The organism is Enterococcus sp. DIV1639a, assembly GCF_050530445.1.
GTDB lineage: Bacteria > Bacillota > Bacilli > Lactobacillales > Enterococcaceae > Enterococcus_B > Enterococcus_B hirae.
Genome location: NZ_CP172886.1, coordinates 1,222,715 through 1,246,921, shown reverse-complemented (window position 1 = coordinate 1,246,921; position 24,207 = coordinate 1,222,715). Strand labels below are relative to the sequence as shown.

The 24,207-nt window shown below is 35.6% G+C and carries 27 protein-coding genes and 1 tRNA gene; 11 read left to right on the top strand and 17 right to left on the bottom strand.

Going from position 1 to position 24,207, the window contains the following annotated elements; translation table 11 throughout:
- Window positions 1-14: 14 nt before the first annotated feature.
- On the bottom strand, window positions 15-1,481 hold the full coding sequence (locus IGJ32_RS05685; protein WP_010719307.1) for a peptide MFS transporter: 1,467 nt from the start codon (window positions 1,479-1,481) through the stop codon (window positions 15-17).
- A 364-nt stretch (window positions 1,482-1,845) separates the two neighbouring features.
- Between IGJ32_RS05685 and IGJ32_RS05680 the strand changes: the two genes are divergently transcribed.
- On the top strand, window positions 1,846-2,442 hold the full coding sequence (locus tag IGJ32_RS05680; protein ID WP_010719308.1) for a nitroreductase family protein: 597 nt from the start codon (window positions 1,846-1,848) through the stop codon (window positions 2,440-2,442).
- 556 nt (window positions 2,443-2,998) lie between these two features.
- On the opposite strand, the gene IGJ32_RS05675 is transcribed toward IGJ32_RS05680, so the two are convergent.
- The 3 genes from IGJ32_RS05675 to IGJ32_RS05665 form a co-directional block, all read right to left on the bottom strand.
- Window positions 2,999-5,455, bottom strand: coding sequence for a phosphatidylglycerol lysyltransferase domain-containing protein (locus IGJ32_RS05675; RefSeq protein WP_252703133.1), 2,457 nt, complete (start codon window positions 5,453-5,455; stop codon window positions 2,999-3,001).
- Between the two features lie 395 nt (window positions 5,456-5,850).
- Window positions 5,851-6,339 carry a hypothetical protein gene (locus tag IGJ32_RS05670; protein ID WP_010719310.1) on the bottom strand — a complete coding sequence of 163 codons (489 nt, stop codon included), beginning with the start codon at window positions 6,337-6,339 and terminating at the stop codon, window positions 5,851-5,853.
- Between the two features lie 109 nt (window positions 6,340-6,448).
- Window positions 6,449-6,646 carry a hypothetical protein gene (locus IGJ32_RS05665; protein ID WP_010719311.1) on the bottom strand — a complete coding sequence of 66 codons (198 nt, stop codon included), beginning with the start codon at window positions 6,644-6,646 and terminating at the stop codon, window positions 6,449-6,451.
- Between the two features lie 345 nt (window positions 6,647-6,991).
- On the opposite strand from IGJ32_RS05665, the gene IGJ32_RS05660 reads away from it, so the two are divergent.
- The 3 genes from IGJ32_RS05660 to IGJ32_RS05650 all read left to right on the top strand — a co-directional run bounded on the left by IGJ32_RS05660 (window position 6,992) and on the right by IGJ32_RS05650 (window position 8,319).
- A complete protein-coding gene (locus IGJ32_RS05660) occupies window positions 6,992-7,723 on the top strand; it encodes a C39 family peptidase (RefSeq protein ID WP_010737478.1) in 732 nt (243 codons plus the stop codon).
- A gap of 58 nt (window positions 7,724-7,781) precedes the next feature.
- Entirely contained in the window at window positions 7,782-8,201 is a 420-nt protein-coding gene (locus tag IGJ32_RS05655; protein ID WP_010737477.1) for a hypothetical protein, read from the top strand.
- A 45-nt stretch (window positions 8,202-8,246) separates the two neighbouring features.
- Window positions 8,247-8,319 (top strand) — tRNA-Gln (locus IGJ32_RS05650).
- 77 nt (window positions 8,320-8,396) lie between these two features.
- On the opposite strand, the gene IGJ32_RS05645 is transcribed toward IGJ32_RS05650, so the two are convergent.
- The 3 genes from IGJ32_RS05645 to IGJ32_RS05635 form a co-directional block, all read right to left on the bottom strand.
- On the bottom strand, window positions 8,397-8,768 hold the full coding sequence (locus IGJ32_RS05645; RefSeq protein WP_342082176.1) for a YxeA family protein: 372 nt from the start codon (window positions 8,766-8,768) through the stop codon (window positions 8,397-8,399).
- Between the two features lie 226 nt (window positions 8,769-8,994).
- Window positions 8,995-9,183 (bottom strand): hypothetical protein, encoded by a 189-nt coding sequence (locus IGJ32_RS05640; RefSeq protein ID WP_010719315.1) that lies wholly within the window; start codon window positions 9,181-9,183, stop codon window positions 8,995-8,997.
- An 18-nt stretch (window positions 9,184-9,201) separates the two neighbouring features.
- Window positions 9,202-9,465 (bottom strand): hypothetical protein, encoded by a 264-nt coding sequence (locus tag IGJ32_RS05635; protein ID WP_342082177.1) that lies wholly within the window; start codon window positions 9,463-9,465, stop codon window positions 9,202-9,204.
- A gap of 163 nt (window positions 9,466-9,628) precedes the next feature.
- On the opposite strand from IGJ32_RS05635, the gene IGJ32_RS05630 reads away from it, so the two are divergent.
- Window positions 9,629-9,886 (top strand): hypothetical protein, encoded by a 258-nt coding sequence (locus IGJ32_RS05630; RefSeq protein WP_010719317.1) that lies wholly within the window; start codon window positions 9,629-9,631, stop codon window positions 9,884-9,886.
- An 80-nt stretch (window positions 9,887-9,966) separates the two neighbouring features.
- Here IGJ32_RS05630 and IGJ32_RS05625 read toward each other — a convergent pair whose 3' ends face one another.
- The 3 genes from IGJ32_RS05625 to IGJ32_RS05615 form a co-directional block, all read right to left on the bottom strand.
- Window positions 9,967-10,158: a hypothetical protein gene (locus IGJ32_RS05625; RefSeq protein WP_010719318.1), complete on the bottom strand. Its 192-nt coding sequence runs from the start codon at window positions 10,156-10,158 to the stop codon at window positions 9,967-9,969.
- Window positions 10,159-10,265: 107 nt separating this feature from the next.
- Window positions 10,266-10,568, bottom strand: coding sequence for a hypothetical protein (locus IGJ32_RS05620; protein ID WP_010719319.1), 303 nt, complete (start codon window positions 10,566-10,568; stop codon window positions 10,266-10,268).
- Window positions 10,569-10,580: 12 nt separating this feature from the next.
- A complete protein-coding gene (locus tag IGJ32_RS05615) occupies window positions 10,581-11,015 on the bottom strand; it encodes a universal stress protein (RefSeq protein WP_010719320.1) in 435 nt (144 codons plus the stop codon).
- Between the two features lie 343 nt (window positions 11,016-11,358).
- Here IGJ32_RS05615 and IGJ32_RS05610 point away from each other — a divergent pair, with 343 nt between their 5' ends.
- Window positions 11,359-11,976 carry a LysM peptidoglycan-binding domain-containing protein gene (locus IGJ32_RS05610; RefSeq protein ID WP_010737411.1) on the top strand — a complete coding sequence of 206 codons (618 nt, stop codon included), beginning with the start codon at window positions 11,359-11,361 and terminating at the stop codon, window positions 11,974-11,976.
- Between the two features lie 66 nt (window positions 11,977-12,042).
- Here IGJ32_RS05610 and IGJ32_RS05605 read toward each other — a convergent pair whose 3' ends face one another.
- The 6 genes from IGJ32_RS05605 to IGJ32_RS05580 form a co-directional block, all read right to left on the bottom strand.
- On the bottom strand, window positions 12,043-12,579 hold the full coding sequence (locus IGJ32_RS05605) for a ClbS/DfsB family four-helix bundle protein (RefSeq protein ID WP_342082116.1): 537 nt from the start codon (window positions 12,577-12,579) through the stop codon (window positions 12,043-12,045).
- 72 nt (window positions 12,580-12,651) lie between these two features.
- Entirely contained in the window at window positions 12,652-13,413 is a 762-nt protein-coding gene (locus IGJ32_RS05600) for a class I SAM-dependent methyltransferase (protein WP_342082115.1), read from the bottom strand.
- A gap of 238 nt (window positions 13,414-13,651) precedes the next feature.
- Entirely contained in the window at window positions 13,652-13,942 is a 291-nt protein-coding gene (locus IGJ32_RS05595) for a hypothetical protein (RefSeq protein WP_010719324.1), read from the bottom strand.
- A complete protein-coding gene (locus IGJ32_RS05590) occupies window positions 13,935-14,213 on the bottom strand; it encodes a DUF2089 family protein (RefSeq protein WP_063627040.1) in 279 nt (92 codons plus the stop codon). Before IGJ32_RS05590 ends, IGJ32_RS05595 begins: the two co-directional genes overlap by 8 nt.
- Window positions 14,214-14,485: 272 nt before the next feature.
- Entirely contained in the window at window positions 14,486-14,830 is a 345-nt protein-coding gene (locus IGJ32_RS05585; RefSeq protein WP_010719329.1) for a metal-sulfur cluster assembly factor, read from the bottom strand.
- Between the two features lie 131 nt (window positions 14,831-14,961).
- A complete protein-coding gene (locus IGJ32_RS05580) occupies window positions 14,962-15,903 on the bottom strand; it encodes a YitT family protein (protein WP_010737469.1) in 942 nt (313 codons plus the stop codon).
- 158 nt (window positions 15,904-16,061) lie between these two features.
- Here IGJ32_RS05580 and IGJ32_RS05575 point away from each other — a divergent pair, with 158 nt between their 5' ends.
- Window positions 16,062-16,553, top strand: coding sequence for a YajQ family cyclic di-GMP-binding protein (locus IGJ32_RS05575; protein WP_010719331.1), 492 nt, complete (start codon window positions 16,062-16,064; stop codon window positions 16,551-16,553).
- A 146-nt stretch (window positions 16,554-16,699) separates the two neighbouring features.
- Here IGJ32_RS05575 and IGJ32_RS05570 read toward each other — a convergent pair whose 3' ends face one another.
- The gene (locus IGJ32_RS05570; protein ID WP_342082114.1) at window positions 16,700-19,051 is read right to left on the bottom strand and encodes an ATP-dependent DNA helicase; all 2,352 of its coding nucleotides are present in this window, start codon (window positions 19,049-19,051) and stop codon (window positions 16,700-16,702) included.
- Window positions 19,052-19,707: 656 nt separating this feature from the next.
- Between IGJ32_RS05570 and IGJ32_RS05565 the strand changes: the two genes are divergently transcribed.
- The 4 genes from IGJ32_RS05565 (at window position 19,708) to IGJ32_RS05550 (ending at window position 24,165) form a co-directional block, all read left to right on the top strand.
- Complete coding sequence (locus IGJ32_RS05565; protein WP_010719334.1) at window positions 19,708-20,334, top strand: MBL fold metallo-hydrolase; 627 nt, start codon at window positions 19,708-19,710, stop codon at window positions 20,332-20,334.
- Window positions 20,335-20,361: 27 nt separating this feature from the next.
- Window positions 20,362-21,066, top strand: a complete 705-nt coding sequence (locus IGJ32_RS05560; RefSeq protein WP_161652509.1) for a histidine phosphatase family protein — start codon at window positions 20,362-20,364, stop codon at window positions 21,064-21,066.
- A 165-nt stretch (window positions 21,067-21,231) separates the two neighbouring features.
- Window positions 21,232-22,065, top strand: a complete 834-nt coding sequence (locus tag IGJ32_RS05555) for an undecaprenyl-diphosphate phosphatase (protein WP_010737464.1) — start codon at window positions 21,232-21,234, stop codon at window positions 22,063-22,065.
- A 180-nt stretch (window positions 22,066-22,245) separates the two neighbouring features.
- Complete coding sequence (locus IGJ32_RS05550) at window positions 22,246-24,165, top strand: heavy metal translocating P-type ATPase (protein WP_342082113.1); 1,920 nt, start codon at window positions 22,246-22,248, stop codon at window positions 24,163-24,165.
- The last annotated feature ends 42 nt before the right edge of the window (window positions 24,166-24,207 follow it).

The following is a 24,207-nucleotide window of genomic DNA, read 5'->3' as shown; positions in this document are numbered from 1 at the left end:
TAACTTCATTTGGTTTAATGAATGGAACCCATCAATTTTTTGATTGGTTCTTTGATCATAAACAATACAACTGCTCCGACGATTGCTACGACACCGACAATCCCGAAATAAGCAGATTCAGTACCTGGTGTATAGAAACGCGCGATTTGTGCATTGATCGCTTGTGAAGAAGCATCTGCCAAGAACCAGATAGCAATGGTTTGTGATTCAAAAGCTTTAGGTGCTAATTTTGTTGTCGCAGACAAGCCAACTGGTGATAAACATAATTCAGCGATTACGACAATGAAGAAGCTGCCGATCAACCACATTGGACTTACTTTACTATCTGTGCCATAAAGCATGCCTGGTAACATCATTAATAAGAAAGATAACCCAGCAAATAATAATCCTAGTGAGAATTTCACTACTGTTGATGGTTGTCGTTTTCCTAATCTCGTCCACAATGTAACAAATACTGGTGTCAAGACGAAGATGAAAATCGGATTCAATGATTGGTACCAACTAGCTGGAATATTCATACCGAACAATGTTGATTGTGTCCGTTCTTGTGCAAACAGAGCCAAGATGGAAGATCCTTGTTCTTGTAACGACCAGAAAATGATCGCTGCTAAAAATAATGGGATATACGCCCATACTTTTGGTTTTTCCTCTGCTGTAACATTTTTAGCTGTTAACATTTTAACAAAATAGTATAACGGTAAAAGAATACCTAAAACACTAATTGAATTGACAAAGAAATCAATGGTTAAATGTCCAGTGACTTGTGCGCCACCAAAGATTGCTACAATCACAACTAAAGCAATGACTAAGTTACGAATGAATTTTTTACGCTCTGCTGCTGTTAATGGGTTAGGAGCAACTGTTCCTATACCATCCAACGTTTTACGTCCTTGGATCACGTATTGTAACAGTCCAAAGAACATTCCGATTGCAGCTAATGAGAAGCCAAGATGGTAGTTGTATTCCTGTCCGATCGTTCCTACGATGATCGGTGCTAACATCGCACCTAAGTTGATTCCCATATAAAAAATAGAGAAGCCGGCATCTCGTCTTAAATCAGTTTTTGAATAAAGATGTCCAACCATTCCGGAAACATTTGGTTTCAAAAAGGCTGTCCCAAAGATAATCAAAGCCATTGAGACGAATAAAGTGGAAACACCAAATGGCAACGCTAAGACGATATGTCCAAGCATAATAAATATTCCACCGAAGAAAACAGTTCTTTTTGCACCTAGTACCCGGTCTGAAACCCAACCACCGATGATACTAGACATATAAATCAGTGAACCATAAATTGACATAATTGCTAATGCTGTTGCGGTAGGTAATCCAAGTCCACCGTTTGCTACAGTATCGTACATGTAGTAAAGCAACAGCGCACGCATACCATAATAACTAAATCGTTCCCACATCTCTGTGAAGAACAATGTTGACAACCCCTTCGGCTGACCGAAGAAGCCCTTGTCTTGTTGATTTTCCATAATCCATACCCCAATTCTTTAAATTTTCAGAAAATACTATAAATATTCACTGAAAAATTTAACTAAAAAACTTATTTAAGAAATATATACTTATTTTCTATAAAAACGAATAAAATTTAATGGGAAAATGATAATAAAAAATAAACAGATATTTAATAATTATATATTGCTATTTTAAAATGATCGGGTTTTACTTAGTTTAACAACAATGGAAACGTTAACTAAAATAACCTCTATTATTTTAATATTCATTAAAAAATTTACTTATTTTTTGTGAGCATATTATTTCACTTACTTTTTGTAAGGTGATATACTTCGTTTGTACTCATAAAATATGCAGATCGCAACTAAAGGAGATTTCACCATGACAACATTTACAACAACTTTGCAAAACCGTCGTTCTATCTATGATTTAGGACGTAACGTAACACTATCAAATGAAGAATTAACAGCTTTGATCAAAGAAGCAATCAAAGAAAGTCCAACTGCATTTAATGCACAATCAACACGAGCAGTCATTCTTTTTGGAGATGCTCACGAAAAATTATGGGAAATGACCGAAGAAGCTCTTCGCCCATTGACACCTGCTGAAGCTTTTCCAAATACGCAAAATAAATTAGCGGGCTTCAAAAAAGGCTATGGAACAGTCTTGTTCTTTAAAGATACAGATATCATCAAAAATCTCCAAGAACAATTTACATTATATGCTGACAACTTCCCAGATTGGTCAGAACAATCAAATGGGATTGCTACAGCAAATACATGGGTAGCCTTAACAGAACAAGGTTTAGGAGCTAACTTGCAACATTATAATCCAGTAATTGACGAAGCTGTCGCTAAAGAATGGAACATCCCATCTAATTGGAAACTACGTTCTCAATTAGTGTTTGGCTCACCAGAAACACCAGCTGGAGAAAAAGAATATATGAACGACGAAGATCGTTTCCGTGTATTTAACTAAAACCTCTATGTAATAACCAACTTTTAGCCCAATACTTTAATGGTTGTGAATAGCGTGCTTTAACTTGAACAATAAGTGCACATTTTTAAAATAGCTTTTCAACTCCTTAAAAGTGTCTGCTTATGGTTTAATGTTCACTCTGTGATACCATTTCTGTCTATATTAAACTACTAAAGATAAAGAGCTCGGGGCGAAGGTCGCCCTGAGCTCTTTATCAATTTTCTTTTATCCTACCTTTAACCAGAAGGATTTGTTACATTAATTACATAAAAATCTTAAAATAGTCTATTCATGCGTTCTATTAGACTTGCCTATTAATAAATTCTATCAAATTTCACTAAAAAATTTAGAGATACCTTTAATGATCTTAAAAAATTAGATACTAGAAGAGACTGGGACAAAAGTTGTCTCAGTCTCTTCTAGTATCTCTAAAACGAATAAAATGAGTTTTTGTGTTCCTTGTCAATTTTCGGAAATTCCTTCTTATTTCTTGATACTAAACACTTTTGTCTCAACCTCTTCCTGATGGCTTTGTTACGATTATCATCTTTTTCTATTATTTTGAATGAATTAATTTATAACAAGCATATAAGTTTTTCAACACCCAGGTTTTATTTTCGTAAACGAGATATTTTGCAGCCCACTGAGGCTTGTATTTTTCTTTGTATTTCCTTAACCCTTTGAATGAATACAAATACTGAGTATTATTATAGACGCTGTAAATAAACGTATTCTCTAAATTAATTGTGTTTTTATAAGTAGAAGAGAACGGAGCCATTCCTAAATTGAATTTTTGATAACCTTGTTCCTTAGCCCATAGGATGGAATATAAATAAAGAGCATCCATCATTGCCACTTCTTCACTGATAGACCAACGGATCAAGTCGACTGAAATGGTCTCATTAGTATAAGTTGGCATCATGGAAACAAAGCCAACAATTTTTTGTTCTTGATTTCTTATAATACCAACTGCTGCACAATTTAAATATTCCTTCTCAAATCGTCCGACAGAAAAAGTCATCTCATTTTTTGACCTTAACCATTGATCAGATACTTCTTTCAATTCTGACAACAGTTCACGATCATGGGATAACTGTGATGTTGGTGAAAATTCCGAAGAAATTGAGCCCACGCTTTCTGATGACTCTGAAACAATTGTCGGTTCGATGATTTCAAACGTATATCCTAGTTTTTCCATTTGGTTTAATGTTGCTCTAAACCCTCTCTTCTTCTTCCCTGATAGTGAAAACTCAGATAAATCAATGACTGCTTCTTCTCCTAACTTGAAAAATTCGCAATTTAGATCATTATAAAAACTAAGGTACTGTGTGGAAGCTTGATAAAAAACAATTCGTTTGCCTAATTGATTCGCTTTAGACACCAAAGTTTTCAAAAAAGGAAAAATGGCTTCTTGTTTACCAACTGGATCACCTAAAATAAAGAGATAATGGTTATTTTCTTGATAAATCACTGCAACATCTTCCCACCACGCAACTCGGTTTTCCTTTAAAAAACCTAAATGAGCTAAGTGATTTCCACCATTTTGTTCTAAGAAATTTCGATATTCAGCATCATCTAATAGCTTTAAATCAAGCTTTAATGATTTCCTTTTTCTTCTTCGGTGTATAACTGACCAAAGCCCAGAAAGTAAAAGCAATAATAGTGTCGTTCCACTCAGAATAAAGAATGATTGTCTAGGCAATATCGGAAAAATTTCAGTTAGACTATCAAATACATAGAGACACGCTAAAGTCCAAATCAATTTTTCTAAAACACTTTGTTTGATGACTTCGACCTCTAACCATCTCCTATAAAATAGAGTATCTACAAATAATACCGTTGTTAATAAGAGGGCTGTCAAACTTTGGTCTTCCCAAAAAAGATAAAACTGACAAAGTGCTAATAACATCAGTTTGAAACGCAACATTTTCCAAGTATCGATCGCCCCTTTATAAATCCCTACGACATCTGTCAGTAATAAAATGCTCAGACATACGTAAATTGGCGCAATAAAAAAAGCCGACTTCATTCCCATATATGCATATTCAAAAAATAAAATGCATGAATCAAATAAAAATGTTAATGAACAAAATAGAAAAATGGCTGTGCTGAGCGTTCTTCCAATTTGCTTCATCTGTGCTTGCGTAATCGAAAATACTACTGTCGTAAATTCCTTCGTAAGAATCGTAAATTGATTATTGCTGATTTTTTGACTAATCAGCATTTGAACTTCACTCACACTGAACAATAAACCAAACAATAGTGGAATGAAGTAATACGCTAAACGATACAGAATCAGCGCCATCAATACTGCTTCTTTATCTATCTGCAGCTCCTGTGTAGCGCCTAAAAGGAAAATGACATCAAACGCACCAAAACCACCTGGTACCATACTAATAATTCCAGCAATCGTTGCTAAAATAAAAATACTTTCCATATCAACGAATTGAACCTGCAAGTTAAGAAAACGAAACGCGACGTACATCACAATACCAGAAGTGAGATAATCAATCGTTGATACGATCGTGAATTGTAAACCTAACCATCTCGCAGCCGGAAGTGGCGGTTTGATACTAATGTAGCCGATATATAGAGGCAACAAACAAGCACTGACAATTAAACCAATCTTGATCGTATCATTTCCCTCTAATAAATGACTTTCTGGAAAAACATTTAGCAGCACCATTGCAGATAATACGCCCACACCAGAAATAGATGAGATCAATAATAGCGAAATCGCTTTTTTTAGTTGGTTTACTCTGCTTTGGTCAATATAGTTTTTATAGAAATTATAACGTACGCTGGCACCAAAAATTCCACCAAATCCCAAAACTGCATTGAATGAATTGGCAATCCAGCTGATTTTTAATAGTTTTATTTTAGAAATTTTCATCGTCTTCAGTTTTCGGATCAATGCAAAGTCGTAGAGACAAAGAATGAAAATGCCTAAAGCACCTACTAAAAACAAACTGAAAATTTTTAAGATAGATTCATTACTAATTGTTTGTAACACTTTGCTTAACCTAATGGTAGAAAGTTCACTATTTATTTTTAAAACAGAGATCGAAAAAATGAATAGTGAGAATATAATTTTGAAAAAATTGAGTTTCATCCTCTTCATTAAAATTAAAAGTCCTTTCATTATAATAGAGCTAATATATATCAAATTAGTGAAACAATTTTTTTAATGTTATTATAAAAGTGATCGCAACGATTCAAAAATAAATAAACAAACTCTTTCTCATACGAAGAATCATTTTGAAACGCTGTGTAATCTAGCGTCTGCAAGGCAAAGAAAAAAGAGACCGAGCTAATACTTGCCTCAGTCTCTTATTATATATGCGACTCCGAAATAGGTTCATCCCATATATCGCTCACTATCGTTCTTTGTTCTTATTCTAAAGTAACTTACTCTTGATCAGAATCGATCATAATATCAATTTCGGCATCATCATTTAAATGCTGTGCTAAAAAAGTGACCAACTCTTCCATTGATACAGAAAATTTCAGCATGGGTCCACGCCAACCGTTACGAAAGAAATTCATTTTTATGATGGAAGATCCTTCCGGTTGATACAAAACGATTTTATTGATCTCAGAAAAAGGAACACCTTTTTTATCAAAGCTATTTAGAACAAGCCCATCTTCTGTTATACCACGACTATCTAGTAAAAAGCTGATGAAAATTAGCGCTGACAAGACCCCTTTTGCCAATTCATCTGCAGTTGGTTGACTAATCAGCGTAAACCAAAGAACTAAGATTGCCAGAAAAGGCACGACTAAGTAAACCCAGCGATTTCTAACCGTTCGATAGACGATTTCTCGACGTACCAACCATAAAAACAAACACATAACAAAGACAAATAAAAATAATAGTAAAGTAAATATACTAATCATCTAACTACACCTCTTTTCTCTTTCCAAATACTCGAAAAAGAAATAAAAATTACAAGCAAAAGGACATACAGTACCGATTTCGTTACTGTACGTCCAAAATCATTTCTTCTTATTCAAATGTTTCGTATTTTGCAACAACCATACTTGCTTTTTCTTCTAATAACTCTTGATCTTCCATTGCGCATTGAGCAACTTTGACTACGGCACAATTCGTCATTTTTGAAACAACTTCTCCGATAACTGCTTTTGTAAACCCAATCGGTTTACATGAATATTGCTCTCCTAAATTAATCATTTCTTCCGTCATCAAAATCCTCCTAAACTACCAAGCTCTTTTATAAGGTAACTGTTTTTTTCAAACAGTAATTGCTCTTTCAAATAAACATCATCTAAAAACATTTGTTATTTGACCTGCGATTTATTTCGACCTTACTGGCATTATAGCGTACTGTTTTCGTTTTCACAATTAAAAACTATCAATAAATCGAAACATTTTTTTCAATTTAAAAAAAATTATTCGGCTATTGATCCTGTGATTTTTCAGGACTTTTGTCTTCTTATTTTAAATTTGGAAAACAACATGTCAAATTTTTTATTTTATTTTTAAAAAAAGCATTATAATATGTAAATATCAGAAAAAAGGGGAATTATTATGAAAAGATTCATTGGTAAAAAAATATTATTCGTGGCAGTCCTATTATTCGTTATTTTTTCTGCCACCACTTATTTTCACCATTCACACAATGTTGGAAAGGATACTGAAAAAGTAAGTAGTTATGCTAAAAAACAAGTTTTACTTGATGTCCCCTTGGAAAGCCAATTCACCGAGCCAGCGTTAGGAAATGGCTGTGAAGTCACTTCACTGTCCATGCTGCTTTCTTATTATGGTTACGAGACTTCTAAAAACCAGTTAGCTCAACAATTGAATTACGTTCCTGTTTTTAATGCTGATGGTACACATGGCGATCCTAATGAAGGGTTTGTTGGGGACATCAGCGGTGGAGATTGGGCAATGGGCGTCTATGTCCCGCCTATCGCTTCGTTGGCACAGACAATCGTAAAAACCGATTATCATACTCTTCCAAAAACCGATGCAACAATCAATGACATTAAGAAAGCTTTACAACAAGGAAAGCCTGTGTGGGCCTCCGTTACTTTAGATTTCCAAGTGCCTACTGATACTGATTTCGTTACTTGGCAAACAAACAATGGGCAAGTAAAAGTGACACCATTAAACCATGCCTGTGTAGTTACTGGTTATGACAATGACAATATTTATGTAAATGATCCTTATGGAGAAAAAAATAGACCCGTAGCAATCAAAGATTTTGAGGCAATTTTCACCTCAATGGGTGGTCAAATGTTGACTTTAGAGAAAAGCTAGTATTTTTATAAAAAATACATTATACTCTAGCTAAATATGATGGAAAGGATTGAGGGAAATGGAAAAAATTCATAAAAAAATAGATCCTAATGAAATTCCGATTATTTTCGTTCGTGATGTAAATGGTCATACACCAACCAAAGTTTCCGTCAAGGAATGGACGGATCGCTATAGCCCAGTTTCACTCAATGAGTTACAGATCAAACTTTATCGTCAAGCATTAGCCTATTATTCTGAGAAAGATTATGCAAAAGCGATTGATTTATTGAAATTTTTAATCTCACAAACAAACTATACACATTTTGAATACATCGAACGTTTGGCAACGATCTATCGAATCATCGATGCTCCACTAAAAGAATTTCAGTTACTTTCTAATACATTATCAATTGCCAATTTAATCCCACTTCCATCTGGTTTAATCAAGAAGTTAGAAAGACGAATGATCACTGTCAAAAAAATGCTGGATAAAGAGTAATCTCTTGCATTTTCTTTGTGTCGTGCTATGATCAAATTGTTTGATTGGGATGTAGCCAAACTGGTAAGGCACTTGACTCTGAATCAAGCAATTGCAGGTTCGAACCCTACCATCCCAATAAAAAAACCAATCAGAAACTCAGTTTTCTGATTGGTTTTTTTATATTCTCTTTAAGTTTACATAATAAAATTATATTTATCCAATGATAGCTAATGCTTTTTTAGGTACTTCTTTTTTGTCAACTTCTTCATATGACTCGACGTGAGCGCCCTTATTAATGATCTTTAAATAATGTCCTTCTTTTAAAATAGATAAACCTGTAAATTCAATCGTTCGTTTATGTCCCTTTTGATCGGCAGCTTTTTGGATATAAGTCGCTGTTCCATATGAATTGACTTCATCTGGTTTTTTCGTCTTGACGTATACCTCTCCTTTTGTTACCAACGGATTTAATTGGTCTACCACACCTGCCATCTCATCGTGGGAATTTTGCGTATAAAACTTCAAGCCCACTAATGCGACTCCTGCAAATAATACTGTTCCAATAACTACTTTTACTACTTTCATTTTTCTACCTCCTATTTTTATTTCATTATATCCATAAAAATAAACGGCTTCATCCGCCTCTAGTTGGAGATTTTTCTCCTACTTTGGCACAAAAGCTTTTGCTCACCCTTGTTCTAAATAATGCTCAATATTAAAAAACGCTCAAAACAGCTAAAACCATTTCAAGCGTTTTTTTTAATAATAAAATCATGAGCAACAATTTTGCCATATGATTAATTTCTTGTAATTAATACAGCCTAGTTGGATCATAATGATAAACTACATTCCCGTTCAATAATGCCTTACCTACGACATATTTACGATTCTCTAATTTTAGCCACGCTTCACGAAAAAGCATGACCTCTTCTCTTTTGACCTCAATTTTTTCAATTTTTCCGTCAATCAATTCTTGGATAAGTGCTTCGTATGGATTCATTGTTCTCCTCCGTCACAATCAATACGTAGTAAAAATTGGTTCATGATCTACTTTTGTATCTAGGTCTGTTCTGACATTTACCGTTGTATATAAAACTTTTTCAACAGGTATACTATAATAATTGTCTTCGCTACTGCTGAATTGGTGTACACCTTTTTTCGTCAGAATACCATTGATTTTATTCATCAGTACTCTTTTTTCTACACTATTACTGACCACATAGTAAATCACACGTATATTGTTTACTAAATGTAAATCGATTTCTAACATTACTTGATCCATGAAAATTTCATCCTTTCTTTCGGATCAATTATAGCAAGAAACTTCTTGTTAATCAAAAACCTTTGTATGTCCTTCTTGGTTATCAATTAAAGAAAAACTTGCATCATTTGATACAAAATGTTATTTTGTATCAGATATCATTATTATTCTGGGAGGCACTCTCGTGATTGCGATTGGTCAGCTTGTTTTTTACATTCCATTTTTCATCATGCTAAGTATTCTTTTCTATTACATAAATTGGACAAAAAAGAAACTATCTGTTTTACTTGTTTCTCTTCCAAGCATCTATTTTACTTATCAAATCTTTTCTTTCCGCCATTGGGAAATCCCTTCTGTCTTAATTAGACATGTCATTAGTTTAGTTATTTCAGTCATTATACTGATACTTTGGATATTTTATTTATTAAATAAACAAGATTAGTGTGTGTATAGATTGTGAATAAACGAACAAAAAATGAGTGTGAAAAAAGTGAGCAACCACTTTTTTACACTCATTTTTGATCATTCATTTACACCAAAGAAAGATTTGAACCGTTCAAGGATTGATGCTTGTTTTAAATCAATAAACTGTTGGGCAACAGAAAATTTGTCCTCTAGCAATTCTTTATTTGATTCAATCAAAATTTTTGCTTCTTCGTACTTCTTTTCTTTACATAGTTGCTTGACTTCATTCAATACATCACCAGCACTCATCTTTTCACCTACTTCAGTTATTAGGAACCTGTTGATATAAAAGGTTGTCTCAATGTTGAATGTTTACGATTCTTTCACACAATGAACTTTCTTCCGCAGCACAAAAGCTATTCTTTTTGATCACTTGACGTGATAAACCGGATCGACTCTTGGTACTCCCGATAGTCTCTACTATAAAGATCTGTTAATCGATCTGGCAAAACGAACCAAGCTGGATGGTACCCATTTACAGTGACAGGAAATCCTTTCTCTTGCAGACTATCACCATCCCAGCGTAAGGCAATCGCTGTTTTGCCTGACCATTTCACTAAAGCAACAGAATAACCTTTTTTCGTCTGCGTACCATCTTCTAAAATTTTGAGGATTTCTATTTTTTCTTTAGGAGCTGTAACCTCTTGTGGACGTACCATTCTTTCCCCTCCTTATTTGACCACTAACACACTGCAGGGCGCATGAGTAACAACATAAGATGCTGTAGAGCCGACTAAAGCTTGTTGGATTGCTCCTTTACCAGTAGCTCCCATGACAATCAAATCGATCGCTTCTTGTTGTGGAAACACCGTCCCAATCAAGTTACGTGGATCACCCGTTTCAACAATAGCATGGATGTCATTGATCCCATATTCTTTCGCATCATGGATCTTTTTTAACATTTCGACTTCTATCTTCTGTTTTTCTTCTGCATAGATTTTTGAAAATGCGTAGGCGCTATGTGTCAACTCTACTTTATTGATGATCGAAACGATAAATAATTCGGCTTCATTATCTTTCGCTAAATCTAGCGCTTCCAAAAAAGCTTGTTCTGATTGCTTAGACCCATCGACAGCTACCATTATTTTTTGATATCTCTTACTCATGTTATCGCCTCCTTGTTTCTATTATTGTAACATCACATGCTAAATTTAAAAAAAATTACGCTGTTTTCAATTATTTCGTATTTATTTTCAAAAAATGTAGCTTTTTTTTACTTGTTTCTAGTGTTTATTTTTCTCATCAATTGTCCTTGTTAGTGGTTTATTTTAAACGTTTATGACGGTTTTCTCATTGTTTTTCACATTTTATGATAATCTGTTTGTTACAAAAAACGTATCTTTGTTACAAAGTGTCATAGAGCTTTTACCTATGAAATATTTTCCCATGGTAAAGTATTCCTCGTTGGACACAACAAAACTATTTTTAAATTTATGAAGGAGATCTTACATGAAATCACTTAAAACATTACTATTAGGAACAACTTTGACTGCCGGCGCACTATTCTTTATGGGAACATCTGCACATGCGGACGAAGCTTATACCGTTCAATCAGGTGATACGCTATCAACGATTTCTCAAAAATACGTTGGTGATAACTCCTTGATCCAAACTATTGCAGAAAAAAATTCAATCTCAAACATCAACTTGATTTATTCAGGTCAACAATTAACAATCCCAACAGGCGAACAAGCAGCAACAACACAAACAGCTTACCAAGCGCCTGCTCAAACAAAAACAGTGGCTGAACAACCAGTGAAGCAAGAACCAGTTCAACAAGCAGCACCTGCTCAACCAGTTGCTCAAGCAACGCAAACAGCGGCACAAGCAACACCAGCGACAACAAACACAAGCTCAGCGAAAGAATGGATCGCTCAAAAAGAATCTAGCGGTTCTTATACAGCAACAAACGGTCGTTACATCGGACGTTACCAATTAGATTCTTCTTACTTAAATGGTGACTATTCAGCAGCAAACCAAGAACGAGTTGCTGAACAATACGTATCTTCTCGTTATGGCTCATGGGAAGCAGCTAAATCTTTCTGGGAAGCAAACGGTTGGTACTAATATAAAATAGCTTGTTTAAAAAGCGAAGATCCCTCTTTAGGATCTTCGCTTTTTTATTGATTCTATTCATTTATTTTTTTGAGATTGTTTTAACTTCTTGATCGCCCATTCGTAGTGACTGGCAGTTGCAGAAATGAAATAACTACCTAATGTGGTATTCCCCACCCATGCAAATTGCTTTTTCTGGAATAACTCTTCATCACTCAAGGCGTCTAATTTTTTCATTACTTGCTCATGGCTTTTTTTCAAATAGTTTTCAGCTTCCACTAAAGAAGTTGTTTGATGCTTTTCTACAAACTCTTCATTCATCTTCCCGTAGGTTCGCCAATTATACGGTTCAGGCAAGAAATTTCTTTCTTCTCCGTTAAAGTTGCTTTCAAGCCATCGTAACAATAGTAAATGCCATTCGTACAAATGGATCAATACATCTTTTAAGTCTTTGTCTCGTCGCCAATGTGCTTCCTTTTTTTTCGCCAAAAACTCTTCACTAAATTGAAAGGATTGCTTGCGATCTTCCTCACTCATACCGTTAATTAATTTCCATAAATCATCGAATTGGCTGTTTGCTTTTTCAAGCAATTCATCTTTTGATTTTGGTCGCATATGACACCCCACTCTTTTTTGCTAAATCACTTGCTCACCACAAGGGATTTCAAAATGATTTGTAGTAACTCATTATTTTGTATTACGAGCAACAAAAGCAAAACGATGCTGCAAATTATAAATCGTACCATGTCGTTTCAACTCTTCATAAAGTCCCAATAACTCTTTGAAATTTTTCTCAACTGTAAATCCTGGGTATTCCCATTCAATCGTCCGTACATAAAAGATCAAACTATCCATATCAAAGAATTGTTGATTCAAATAGGCTTCGTCACAAAACAAAAGATCAAAATGGTGCTGTTCTAGTTCTGCTTTCACTAAGGAAAGATGAAAATCAAAACATTCTTTCCTTACTTCTGGCATCAAACGAGAAGCCAAATTCAACCCGTTGAAATCTCCTACTTGTTGAGAAATAAATAACCCATCTGGTTTCAAGACACGCTTCACTTCAGCTACTGAAAAAGATTCATGAGAATTGATCACTAGATCAAATGAATCATCTGGAAAATCCAATACGTCCTCTTCCCCCACAAATTTTACTGTTACACCTTGAGGGACAAGTGTTTGTAATAATAGCTGGTAATTAGGCGGATACCCTTCCGTTACTGCTGTCTGCTCATAAGGATGGTTAAATGTTTGTAACAATTCACCTCCACCTGTTCCCATATCCAATAGAGACATAGTTGGAGTTAAATAATTTAAAACAAGCTCTCGGTAATCCCACGGAGGCTCTTCACACGACCATTTCCCATCTAAATAGGAAAAATCCCAGCCAGTAAAATGTTTCTGTTGTTCCTCACTTTTAAGCCACTCTTTTTTTAATTGGTCCATCATCTTTTATCGCTCCAGTCATTATGATTTTATAATCGTTGACGGCGATATAGTCGATTGGATAAAGCATACTCGATATAGGTCTATCCATTCCACTATATCGAGTAGCTACCTCGTTGTTTTCTCATGTTCATTCTCCTTTTGATTGACTTAAAAACAGTATATCATGAAAACCAGGAACAGAAAACGCTTACTAAAAGCTGTTAAAAGAGTTTAAGTTAGTGTATCAGCCAATAACTCATTATTGATTCAAGATATCCTTTGCCTTCATTTTTTCCATTTCTTTTATTGTCTTTTTTTTCTTTGATTCTTTTCCGCCTTCATAAATACAGATCAATGTAATCAAACCAACAATAGGCATTAATATATTTCTAAATGTTAGATTTAAATGACCTGTCAAAACGATAAAAACAACTAAACCACTGAAAATCACTGGTAAGATCGCTCCCATATATTTATTCCCTATATAACCACTTAGTGTTTGAAACCCAATCACACCTGCAATAAATAAAAGTTGTATTATATTATTCATCTATACTCTCCCTATGTTTTTTTATAATTTCTTTTGCTACGTCTAAGCTTATCTTTTCGTTAATCACGAGTTGCATCATTGATACTTCAAAAGAATCTTCTTGCTTTATATCAAAAAGTTTTATTTTTTCAATTAATCTATCTAACCTTAATCTTACTGTTGGGTAACTAACTTCATACTCTTTTGCTAACTGCTTTAAGGAACCTGATGCCAACAAAAATTTCTTAATAAATACTTGTTCCTCAGGTTCTAAATTAAAAAACCATTCCATTCATTAACCTCCCAACAAAATATAAATATAATTAAACAAAGTTTAACATTGTTAAAAATAAAACACAACTTAATTTATAAAAAATTTGTGATACGATTTGAATAGAAAAAGAGAAAGGGACAAAAGTCGTTATCATTTATTCATATTTTGACAATTTTACTTCATACAGCATCAATTTCTGCAAAACAAAAACCCCCTCACCAACTTTTTCTAAAAGTTGATAAAGGAGTTTAAAAGTTGTTTACTCGTTGAATATGAAACCCGTGTCAAAATTATCTGATACCAAGTGCAATTCGTGCATAGCGACTCATCTTATCCGTCGTCCAGGCTGGATACCAAACTAGTTTGACTTCTGCCTTAGTTACTTCTGGCACTTCTTTTAAGGCATCGTGGATTGATTCAGTTAGGATATCAGCTAATGGGCAACCCATGGTTGTTAAGGTCATTTTAATGACTGTTTCTCCGTTTTCTGGATCAAATTCGATTTCATAGATCAAGCCTAGGTTGACGATATCGATCCCTAGTTCAGGGTCAATGACCATTTCTAAGGCAGCTAAGATTCGTTCCTTGATTTCATTGACTTCTTCTGCAGACCATTTTTGGTTTGCTTCGCTCATCTTGCAGCACTCCTTCATGCAATTTTCATTTATCATACTCTTTTTTTGCTCATTTGTAAATGAGAATCGAGAGGTTCTATTCTCATTTAGCAGGTTGAAAACAGAAAATTCTTCTGACTTATTTAAATCAATTATTGTTTTTTAGTTTTTGAAGGAGTTTTCTTTATTTCGGGAAAGACACCCGTAGAACGGTAAAGATTTTGTTCGCTTTCATTAGCAAAACGGCCAAATACCGAATGCGTTGGTAAAATATTGATAAAAGCATCTTCGTCGATTTCATGGACGATTTGATCTAAATCATACATTTCATAACGAGTGATCACCATCATGATCGTTTTACCTTCTTTTTTAGAATAGCCACCGATTGATGGTAAGAGGGTCATTCCTCGAACCATATTTTGAGCGATCGCTGCGGTCACTTCATCTGGCTTAACAGTTACAATCATGGCGGTCACTTTTTGATGACTCGTATGAATCGCATCAATCACTTGGGTCATGGCATAGATAGAGATAATCGTATAGAGCGCACTCTCCCAGTTAAAAAGAAAGCCCGCAATCACCACGATCAAACCATTTAACATCAGCATATAATTTCCAACGGTTTTCCCTGTAGTTTGTGAAAGGACTAAAGAAATAATATCCATTCCTCCAGTTGTAAACCCCATTTTAAGTGAGATCCCTACACCAACACCTAACAAAACACCGCCGACTAAGGCATTCATTAAAATATTGTCCGTCACCTGCCCAGTGGGAAGTAAGGTAGTTGCTACCGATACGGCTACTACATTGACAAAACTTAAAATCGTTGCTCGTCTGCCTACTTTCAAGAACCCTAGAATAAAGACAGGGATATTCAAAATAAAGATAAAGGCACCTGTGTCCACTTTTACGTGGAGCCAGTCAGATAATAACGAGGCAATGATTTGGGCAATCCCATTCATCCCTGCGGAAAAGACGTTTGCTGGAATCAAAAAATAATTTAAGGCAACCGCTGCGGTCAATCCGGTGACTAAGATAACCACAATCTTTTTTAATATTTCATTTCTTTGATACACTGTCATAATCTTACTCACAAGCACCTCTTCCTTTCAAAGTTATTCCAATTGTAAGAATAACAGGTTATGAATTAAATTAAAATACTTGAATCATAAATGAGAATAATTTTAGTAAAGCTTCAACACACTCATTTGACTATGATACAATAAAATAAAAACAAATCAGGAGGATCACTATGGCAAAAGATGCAAGTTTTGACATTGTTTCAGAGGTCACAATCGAGGAAGTCAGAAATGCGATCCAGCAAACAATAAAAGAATTAACCAACCGTTTTGATTTTAAAGATTCGACTATTGATATCAAATTTGATAACAATAAATTAACCATTCTCAGTGACGATGATTTCAAGATCGAACAAATCAAAGATGTCTTGTTCAGTAAATTAAACAAACGAAATGTTCCAATCAAAAATATCCATTTCTCTGAATCAGAGCATGCCCTTGGAGGAAAAGCACGTCAATCCGCTGAACTTATCAATGGTATTGATCGGGAAAATGCCAAGAAAATCACAACTGAGATCAAAAATTCAAAGATTAAAGTAAAAACCCAGATTCAAGAAGATCAAATTCGTGTAACTGGAAAAAACCGTGATGACCTTCAAGCGGTGATTGCTTTATTGCGAAAATTAGATCTGCCAATCGAACTTCAGTTTACTAACTATCGTTAACAGATAGCTTTACTTGTCAGACAATGAAACAATTGATCCAATACGCGCTTGAACAGATAAGACACCTGAATCTACCAGTCGTTTGTGGTTGATTCAGGTGTTTTTAATTTTAAACTACTAGCGCTAGAGTTTTTTCGCATCTCCAATTATTTACTTTTGTGCCAAAAATCGGTGATTTTTTTTGTGAGTTCAGATAGGTTTCTGACAGTGGTCGCTGACTGCCAATGTCTTGGAAACAATTGGCGATAATCCAACCGAGTAAAACGCTGATCTGCTAACAAAACGATTCCCTGGTCACTGGCATCTCTAATAACACGCCCCGCTGCTTGTAAGACTTTATTCATACCAGGTAATTGGTACGCATAAGCAAATCCTAGATGCTCTTTTTCGTCATAATATTCTTTGATCAACTCCTGCTCATGATTCATTTGTGGTAATCCCACGCCAACGATCATACTGCCAATTAATCGGGTTCCTTTTAAGTCGATCCCTTCTGAAAAGATTCCGCCTAACACACAAAAAGCTAGTAAGGTTTCGTCTGGATCAATTTGAAACTGCTTCAAAAATGTTTCTCTTTCAGTTTCACTCATCATGGTATCTTGAATCAGCACCTTAACATCTGGATGTTTTTCTTGAAAGGCTGTCACTGCCTGATCCAAATATTGGTAAGAGGGGAAAAATATCAAGTAATTTCCGATCTTTTCTTTTGTAAAATGTTGGATCGTTTCAATTAATCGAGGCATGTTCTCTTCTCGTTTACGATAGGTTGTTTCTAAATAATTTGTGATCAGCACTTTTTGATTTTCTTCTGGAAAAGGACTTGGCAAGCGATAAGCTAAGCTCTCTTTTCCTCCTAGCGTTTCTTGGTAATAAGACAATGGCGAAAAACTAGCGGAAAATAAGATACTACTTCTCCCCTTAGCTAACGATTGTTCTAAAAAATCACTAGGATCGATGCAAAATGCTTTGATGATGAAATCTTGATAAGTTTTCTCTACAGTTGTTTCATAATGATCATCGTAAAATTCACTGATTTTCAAAAAGTGAAGTAGGTCAAAATAAAAGGGGAGTAACGTCTCTTGAATGGCATGTTCAGGATACTCTGCCAACCACTCTTGGATGTGCTCACTCAATTGATAACCAGCATTAACCAATGTGTCCGCGGGTGCTTTTTGATGGTGGTAGGTCCACCCATCTTCATTTGAAATTTCCTGGATCTGATCGAACGCTTTGAGTAACTTATTAAAACGTCGTCTTAGCTTTTTAAATTCTTTTGGAATGAGTGCATAGACGTTTCTAGCGCTTCGATATGAAAGTTTTGCGGAGTACATCTCTCGGGAACGACTGACCAAATTATGGGCTTCATCAATCAGAAAAAGATGATCCTCATTTTTTTCGCCTTCAAAAAAACGTCGTAAATAAACAGTCGGATCAAACAAATAATTATAATCCCCGATAATCACATCACACCATAAACTCACATCTAGCGACAACTCAAAAGGACATAACGTATGTTTCTTCGCATAAGTTTCAATAACTTCTCTGGTGATTTGATTTTCATGATTCAATAAATCCCATAATCCTTCATTGATCCGGTTGTAATAACCGTTGGCATATGGACATTGATCTGGATTACATGTTGTTTCGTCTAAAAAACAAATCTTATCTTTGGCTGTCAAAGTCACACTTTTGGTCTCAGCACCCACATCTTTTAGCGCCTCCAAAGCATCTTCAGCGACTTGTCTCGTGATTGTTTTAGCCGTTAAATAAAAAATGCGTTCTCCCTCTTCTTCCCCTATTGCTTTCAAAGCGGGGAACAGTGTAGAAACTGTTTTTCCAGTTCCTGTCGGTGCTTCGACGAATAATTTTTGTTTTGTACGAATCGTTTTATAGGCAGCGACTGCTAACTCTCTTTGACCTTTACGGTAGTTGTCATAGGGGAATTTCAAAGCCATCAAAGAAGCATTTCGAACGGTACGCCAATTCTCTTGAAAAATCAGCCATTCTTTATAGTCATCTGTAAGTTTTTTAAAAAACTCATTTAATTGTTCGATGGTTTGATGCTCAACTTTTCGGGTAATGATTCCTTCAGTAGTTTGATAATAAGTTAGTTGCAAATTAATTTCTTTTAAATCATGTTCATGACAATAAATATAAGCATAGGTTCTTGCTTGATGGAAAAATAAATCAATTTGTTCTTTTTCTAAGTCTTCATACCTCGGTTCCGAAGTTTTTATTTCATCAATATAATAGATGCCTTCTTTTTGGAACACGCCATCTGCTCGCCCTTCTATGATTAGCTGGTATTCCTCGAAGTGGACAGTCGTCTTTAAAAAGACTTCTTTTTCATAGTCTTCTCCAGCATCTTTTTGAAGCTTCCGATGGATCTTGGCACCTTCCAGTGCGGTATGGTTACTTTTTTTACGATTGTCGATACTGCCACGCCTTAAGATAAATTCAACAAGGTTACGTACCGATATTTTTGATTGCTTCACCACTCCCACTCCTTTGACTATAAGCTTACCTGAAAAAGAAAAGAATCGCAAAATACTAAAATCAAGCTTATCAATTTGCCGATTTATACGCCTCAACAGATGAAAGTATTACAGCTATTTAGTCACTTCTTCCTTTCACAAGTAGGATCACAAAGCTATAGATTTGTTTACATTATTCAGATATCTCTCTCCCTTTACATTCATCATCGTTCACTTGAAAGTAAAGTAAAACATCCGAAAATAGCTTTTTGCATTTTCGGATGCTTTCCTTTGTTTTTCAGAGTTGGACATCACTGTCGCAAGCTCGAATAGGATATAGAATTAGGATTTTTGGATGAGCTCACTCTAACACCAACTTATTAAAAAGAAGTGAGAATTTTCTGTCCTCTTGTTTAAAATCTCTCAATACTTTTATTTTACATCTTGTCATTGAAATAAGTGGTTCATTTAGGAAGCAAGAAAACGCAGCTACAAAAAAACATGACTCAGCTCTACTATATTCAATTAATTCAATTAATTCAATTAATTCAATTAATTCATTTATTATTCATTCAATTCGATTTAGATTCACCGTGGACCATTCCTCAAGTAGGGTCTTTTGTTTCATCTTATCAATTGAGTTATACTAGAATTAAGTAAGCGATCAGGAGGAACTCTTTATGCATATTGAACAAATCAAAACTGGGATGATCGAAGAAAATTGTTATTTGGTTTATAACGATGAAGCTTTACTGATTATTGATCCTGGTGAAGATGCAGCAAAAATCAAAACGCAAATCGAAAAAACGCAACAACAACCCGTAGCGATTTTACTAACACATACCCACTATGACCATATCGGAGCCGTCGAAGAACTTCGTCAGTTTTATCAGATCCCTGTATATGTTAGTCCATTAGAACAAAGTTGGTTAGGCGATCCGATATTAAATCTTTCTGGTTTGGGAAGACATGATGACATTGCGAATATCATTGTTTCACCTGCTGAATATGAATTTGAAATGAAACCCTATCGTCTAGGGAATATGACATTTCGGGTCGTCCCTACACCTGGTCATTCGATTGGAAGTGTCAGCTTTATCTTTGATGATTTTGTCGTATCAGGTGATGCACTATTTAAAGGCAGTATCGGTCGAACCGATCTATATACTGGGAATCTGGAACAGCTGCTACACAGTATTCAAACCCAGTTGTTTGTGTTGCCAGATGAATTTGCCGTTTATCCTGGGCATGGAGATGCTACGACCATTGAACATGAAAAAAGAACCAACCCTTTCTTTAATGCTTAACTGACAAATCGATTGGAGGCTGTAAATATGACTAAAACCACTCTTTACATCGTCAGACACGGAAAAACGATGTTCAATACGATTGAACGTGTCCAAGGTTGGTGTGACACACCACTCACCAAACAAGGCCAAGAAGGAATCCACTATCTTGGAAAAGGATTGAAAGACGTTGATTTTTCTTTTGCTTATTCTAGCGATAGTGGTCGTGCTATTGAAACGGCACGTATCATCCTCAGTGAACATGCCAAAGGAAAAGATATCCCTTACTTTATCGATCAAAGGATTCGTGAATGGTGTTTTGGCTCCTTAGAAGGTGGCTATGACATGGAAATGTGGGGAGTTATCCCCCGAGTATTAAACTTCAAAACTTATGATGAGATGTTCACGACGGACGTAACTTTTGAACAAATTGCTAATGCTATTTATAACTTGGATACTGCTGGCTGGGCTGAGACCTACGATACTTTAAAAAATCGTGTATGGTCAGGATTTGAAGACATTGCGCACCATTGCGAAAAAAATGGTGGTGGCAACGTCCTAGTTGTTTCTCATGGGTTGACAATTGGCTTTTTACTCAGCCTAATTGACGTACATCAACCTGTTCGAGCAGGCTTATTAAATGGCAGCGTGACAAAAGTGACGTATGAAAAAGGCAATTTTTCAATTGAAGGAATCAACGATACTAGTTACATTGAGCAGGGAAAAAACCACACGCGAGATTCTTTCTTATAATCATTCCGTTATCAAACACTGGTTTGCGAGTACTCACTTGAGTACTCGCTTTCTTATGCCCTCTTGCTATTTCTCAAGTTTTTCTTAACATCAAGAAAGCATTTGGTTTTCATTAGAAAGAACGGTATACTTAATACTGTATTTTATTTGGGAAGGAAGGTCAGTATGTTTTTTGCAAATATCATCAAAGCAGCTATCTTAGGAATTATCGAAGGGATTACCGAGTGGTTGCCGATCAGTAGTACTGGTCACTTGATCCTAGCAGATCAGTTCATCAAGCTAGACGCTAGCACACAGTTTATGTCGATGTTCAACGTCGTTATTCAATTAGGTGCTATTTTAGCAGTCGTCGTTTTATATTTTCATAAGTTAAATCCCTTTTCTCCAAGCAAAACCACTATTGAGAAAAAAGATACTTGGACATTATGGTTCAAAGTCGTAGTCGCTTGTATTCCAGCAATTATTATTGGATTACCTTTAGATGATTGGTTAGAAGAACATTTTCATAAATTTCTACCAGTTGCGATCGTCTTAATCGTTTATGGGATTGCATTCATTGTTGTGGAAAAAAGAAACAAGACGAAAACACCACGTTGGACAACCTTAAACGATTTTACTTATCAAGCGGCGTTACTGGTTGGATTATTCCAAGTATTAGCGTTAGTTCCTGGAACTTCTCGTTCAGGAGCCACGATCCTCGGAGCCATTTTGATTGGTGCTTCTCGATTTGTAGCAACAGAATTTTCATTTTTCCTTGGTATCCCAGTGATGTTTGGTGCCAGTGGTTTAAAAATCGTGAAGTATCTAGCTGAAGGAAACTCCTTTAAAATGGAAGAAACGATTATTTTACTCGTTGGAACCCTCGTATCATTTATTGTCTCCGTTTTAGCCATCAAATTCTTGTTAAGTTATTTGAAGAAAAACGACTTTACAATTTTTGGTTGGTATCGGATCATTTTAGGAATCATTTTGATTGGTTACTGGTTTATCGCAATGTAACTGAATAAAACGAAGTCAAAGCACCGTATGATTACGGTGCTTTTTTATATTTATTCTAATTATCCCCTTTCCAAAAAAGCATTATTCTAAATGATAACTATTATCGTTCTCATTTAGCGATTTTCATTATCAATTAGAAATTTGGTGTGGTATATTTATTTTGTAAAGGAGGAAACAAATATGACTCGTTTAATACAGACATTTATCCCGACAATCGGTTGTTTATTACTTATAATCTTAGGTTTGGCTACTCAATCTTTTGTGCCTTTTCTAAGTATCATCTTTTATTTAGGCGCCATCTCATTAGGCGGTTTCAAGCAGACTCGTGAAGGTTTGACCGAACTTTGGCAGGAAAACACATTGAATGTTGACTTATTGATGGCCTTGGCAGCAATTGGCGCTTGTTTGATCGGTGATTTTTTAGAAGGTGCGATGCTTACGTTTATTTTCTGTTTAAGTGGCGCTCTCGAAGAATATACGACCAGTAAAAGTCAGCAAGAAATTACCGCTTTAATGAATCTACAGCCACGAAAAGCACAACGTTTAACTGCAAACGAAGAATTAGAAGAAATAGCTGTAACTGATCTTAAGATCGATGATCGGGTATTTGTCCCAAAAGGTGGAACGATCCCAATTGACGGCTATTTAGAAAGTCAACAAGCAACGATTGATGAAGCAACATTGAGTGGTGAATCTGTACCAGTTGAAAAAGTTCCTCATGATGAGTTATTTGCAGGAACGATCAATCGAGGGAATCCTTTGATCCTACAGGTGACTAAAAAAAGTGATGAGACCGTTTTTGCTAAAATCATCCAGCTGGTTGAAAAAGCACAAAGCACCCCTACAAAGACCGCTTCTTTTATCTCTCGTATTGAAAATACCTACGTTAAAGGTGTGTTAGTCGTTGTTCCATTAATGATTCTTGTTTCATATTTCATTTTTGGCTGGAGTTTTCAAGAAAGTTTTTATCGGGGAATGGTTTTACTGGTTGTCGCCTCTCCTTGTGCGTTGGTTGCCTCTGCGACACCTGCAACACTAGCAGCCCTTTCTAACGCTGCCCGCAACGGTGTGCTGATCAAAGGTGGGCTCCATTTAGAACAATTAGCTGATTTAAAAGCAATTGCCTTTGATAAAACCGGAACTTTAACGAAAGGTAAACCGATAGTAACTGATAGCTATTTTGTAAAAGATCAGAATCTGGCGCAACAAATCTTAGTTTCAATGGAACAAAAAACAACGCACCCCTTAGCTCAAGCAATCGTAACACATTTTGACATTGCTATACCAAAAGACATCCAAAAATTACCAATCGAAGAAATCACGGGGTTTGGTTTACGAACAGTTTACCAAGAAGCTCAGTGGATTGTAGGTAAATGGGAACCAGAAAAAACGTCGATAGCTGAAAAAGAACTTCTTGATAAAATTCGTTTACTCGAACAACAGGGAAAGACAGTGATTGTTTTAACCAAAGACAATCAATTGATAGCACTCATCGGCTTATTAGATGTGCCGAAAGAAAATGCCCAACAAGTCATTGACTATTTCAATAACCAGCAAATTGATACCAGCATGATCACTGGAGATAACCAAGGGACTGCTGCAGCTATTGCAGAGAAAATTGGTGTTCAACACTTACTGACTAACTGCACACCATCGGATAAAACACACTATGCACAACAGCAAAAAGAAAAGTACGCTGTCACAGCAATGGTTGGTGATGGTGTCAATGATGCCCCAGCTCTTGCGACTGCTTCACTAGGAGTAGCCATGGGACAAGGAACGGATGTCGCTATGGAAATCGCTGATATCGTCTTGGTAAAAAATGACTTGCAAAAATTAAGTTATGCCCACCGTCTTTCACTAAGAATGAAGAAAATCATTAAGCAAAATATTATTTTTTCTCTTACAGTGATTTGTTTACTGATCCTTTCTAACTTTCTGCAATTTTTAAATTTACCTCTTGGCGTGATTGGTCATGAAGGAAGCACGATCTTGGTTATCTTAAATGGGTTACGTTTATTGAAACCCTTACCTGAAGATACTTCCAAAAAATCACGTTGCACTGGCTGTCCCTTACAGCCGAATCACCACTCTATCTAGTTTTTCCACTCTGATGAACCTCACTTTTGTAACCGTTGAAAA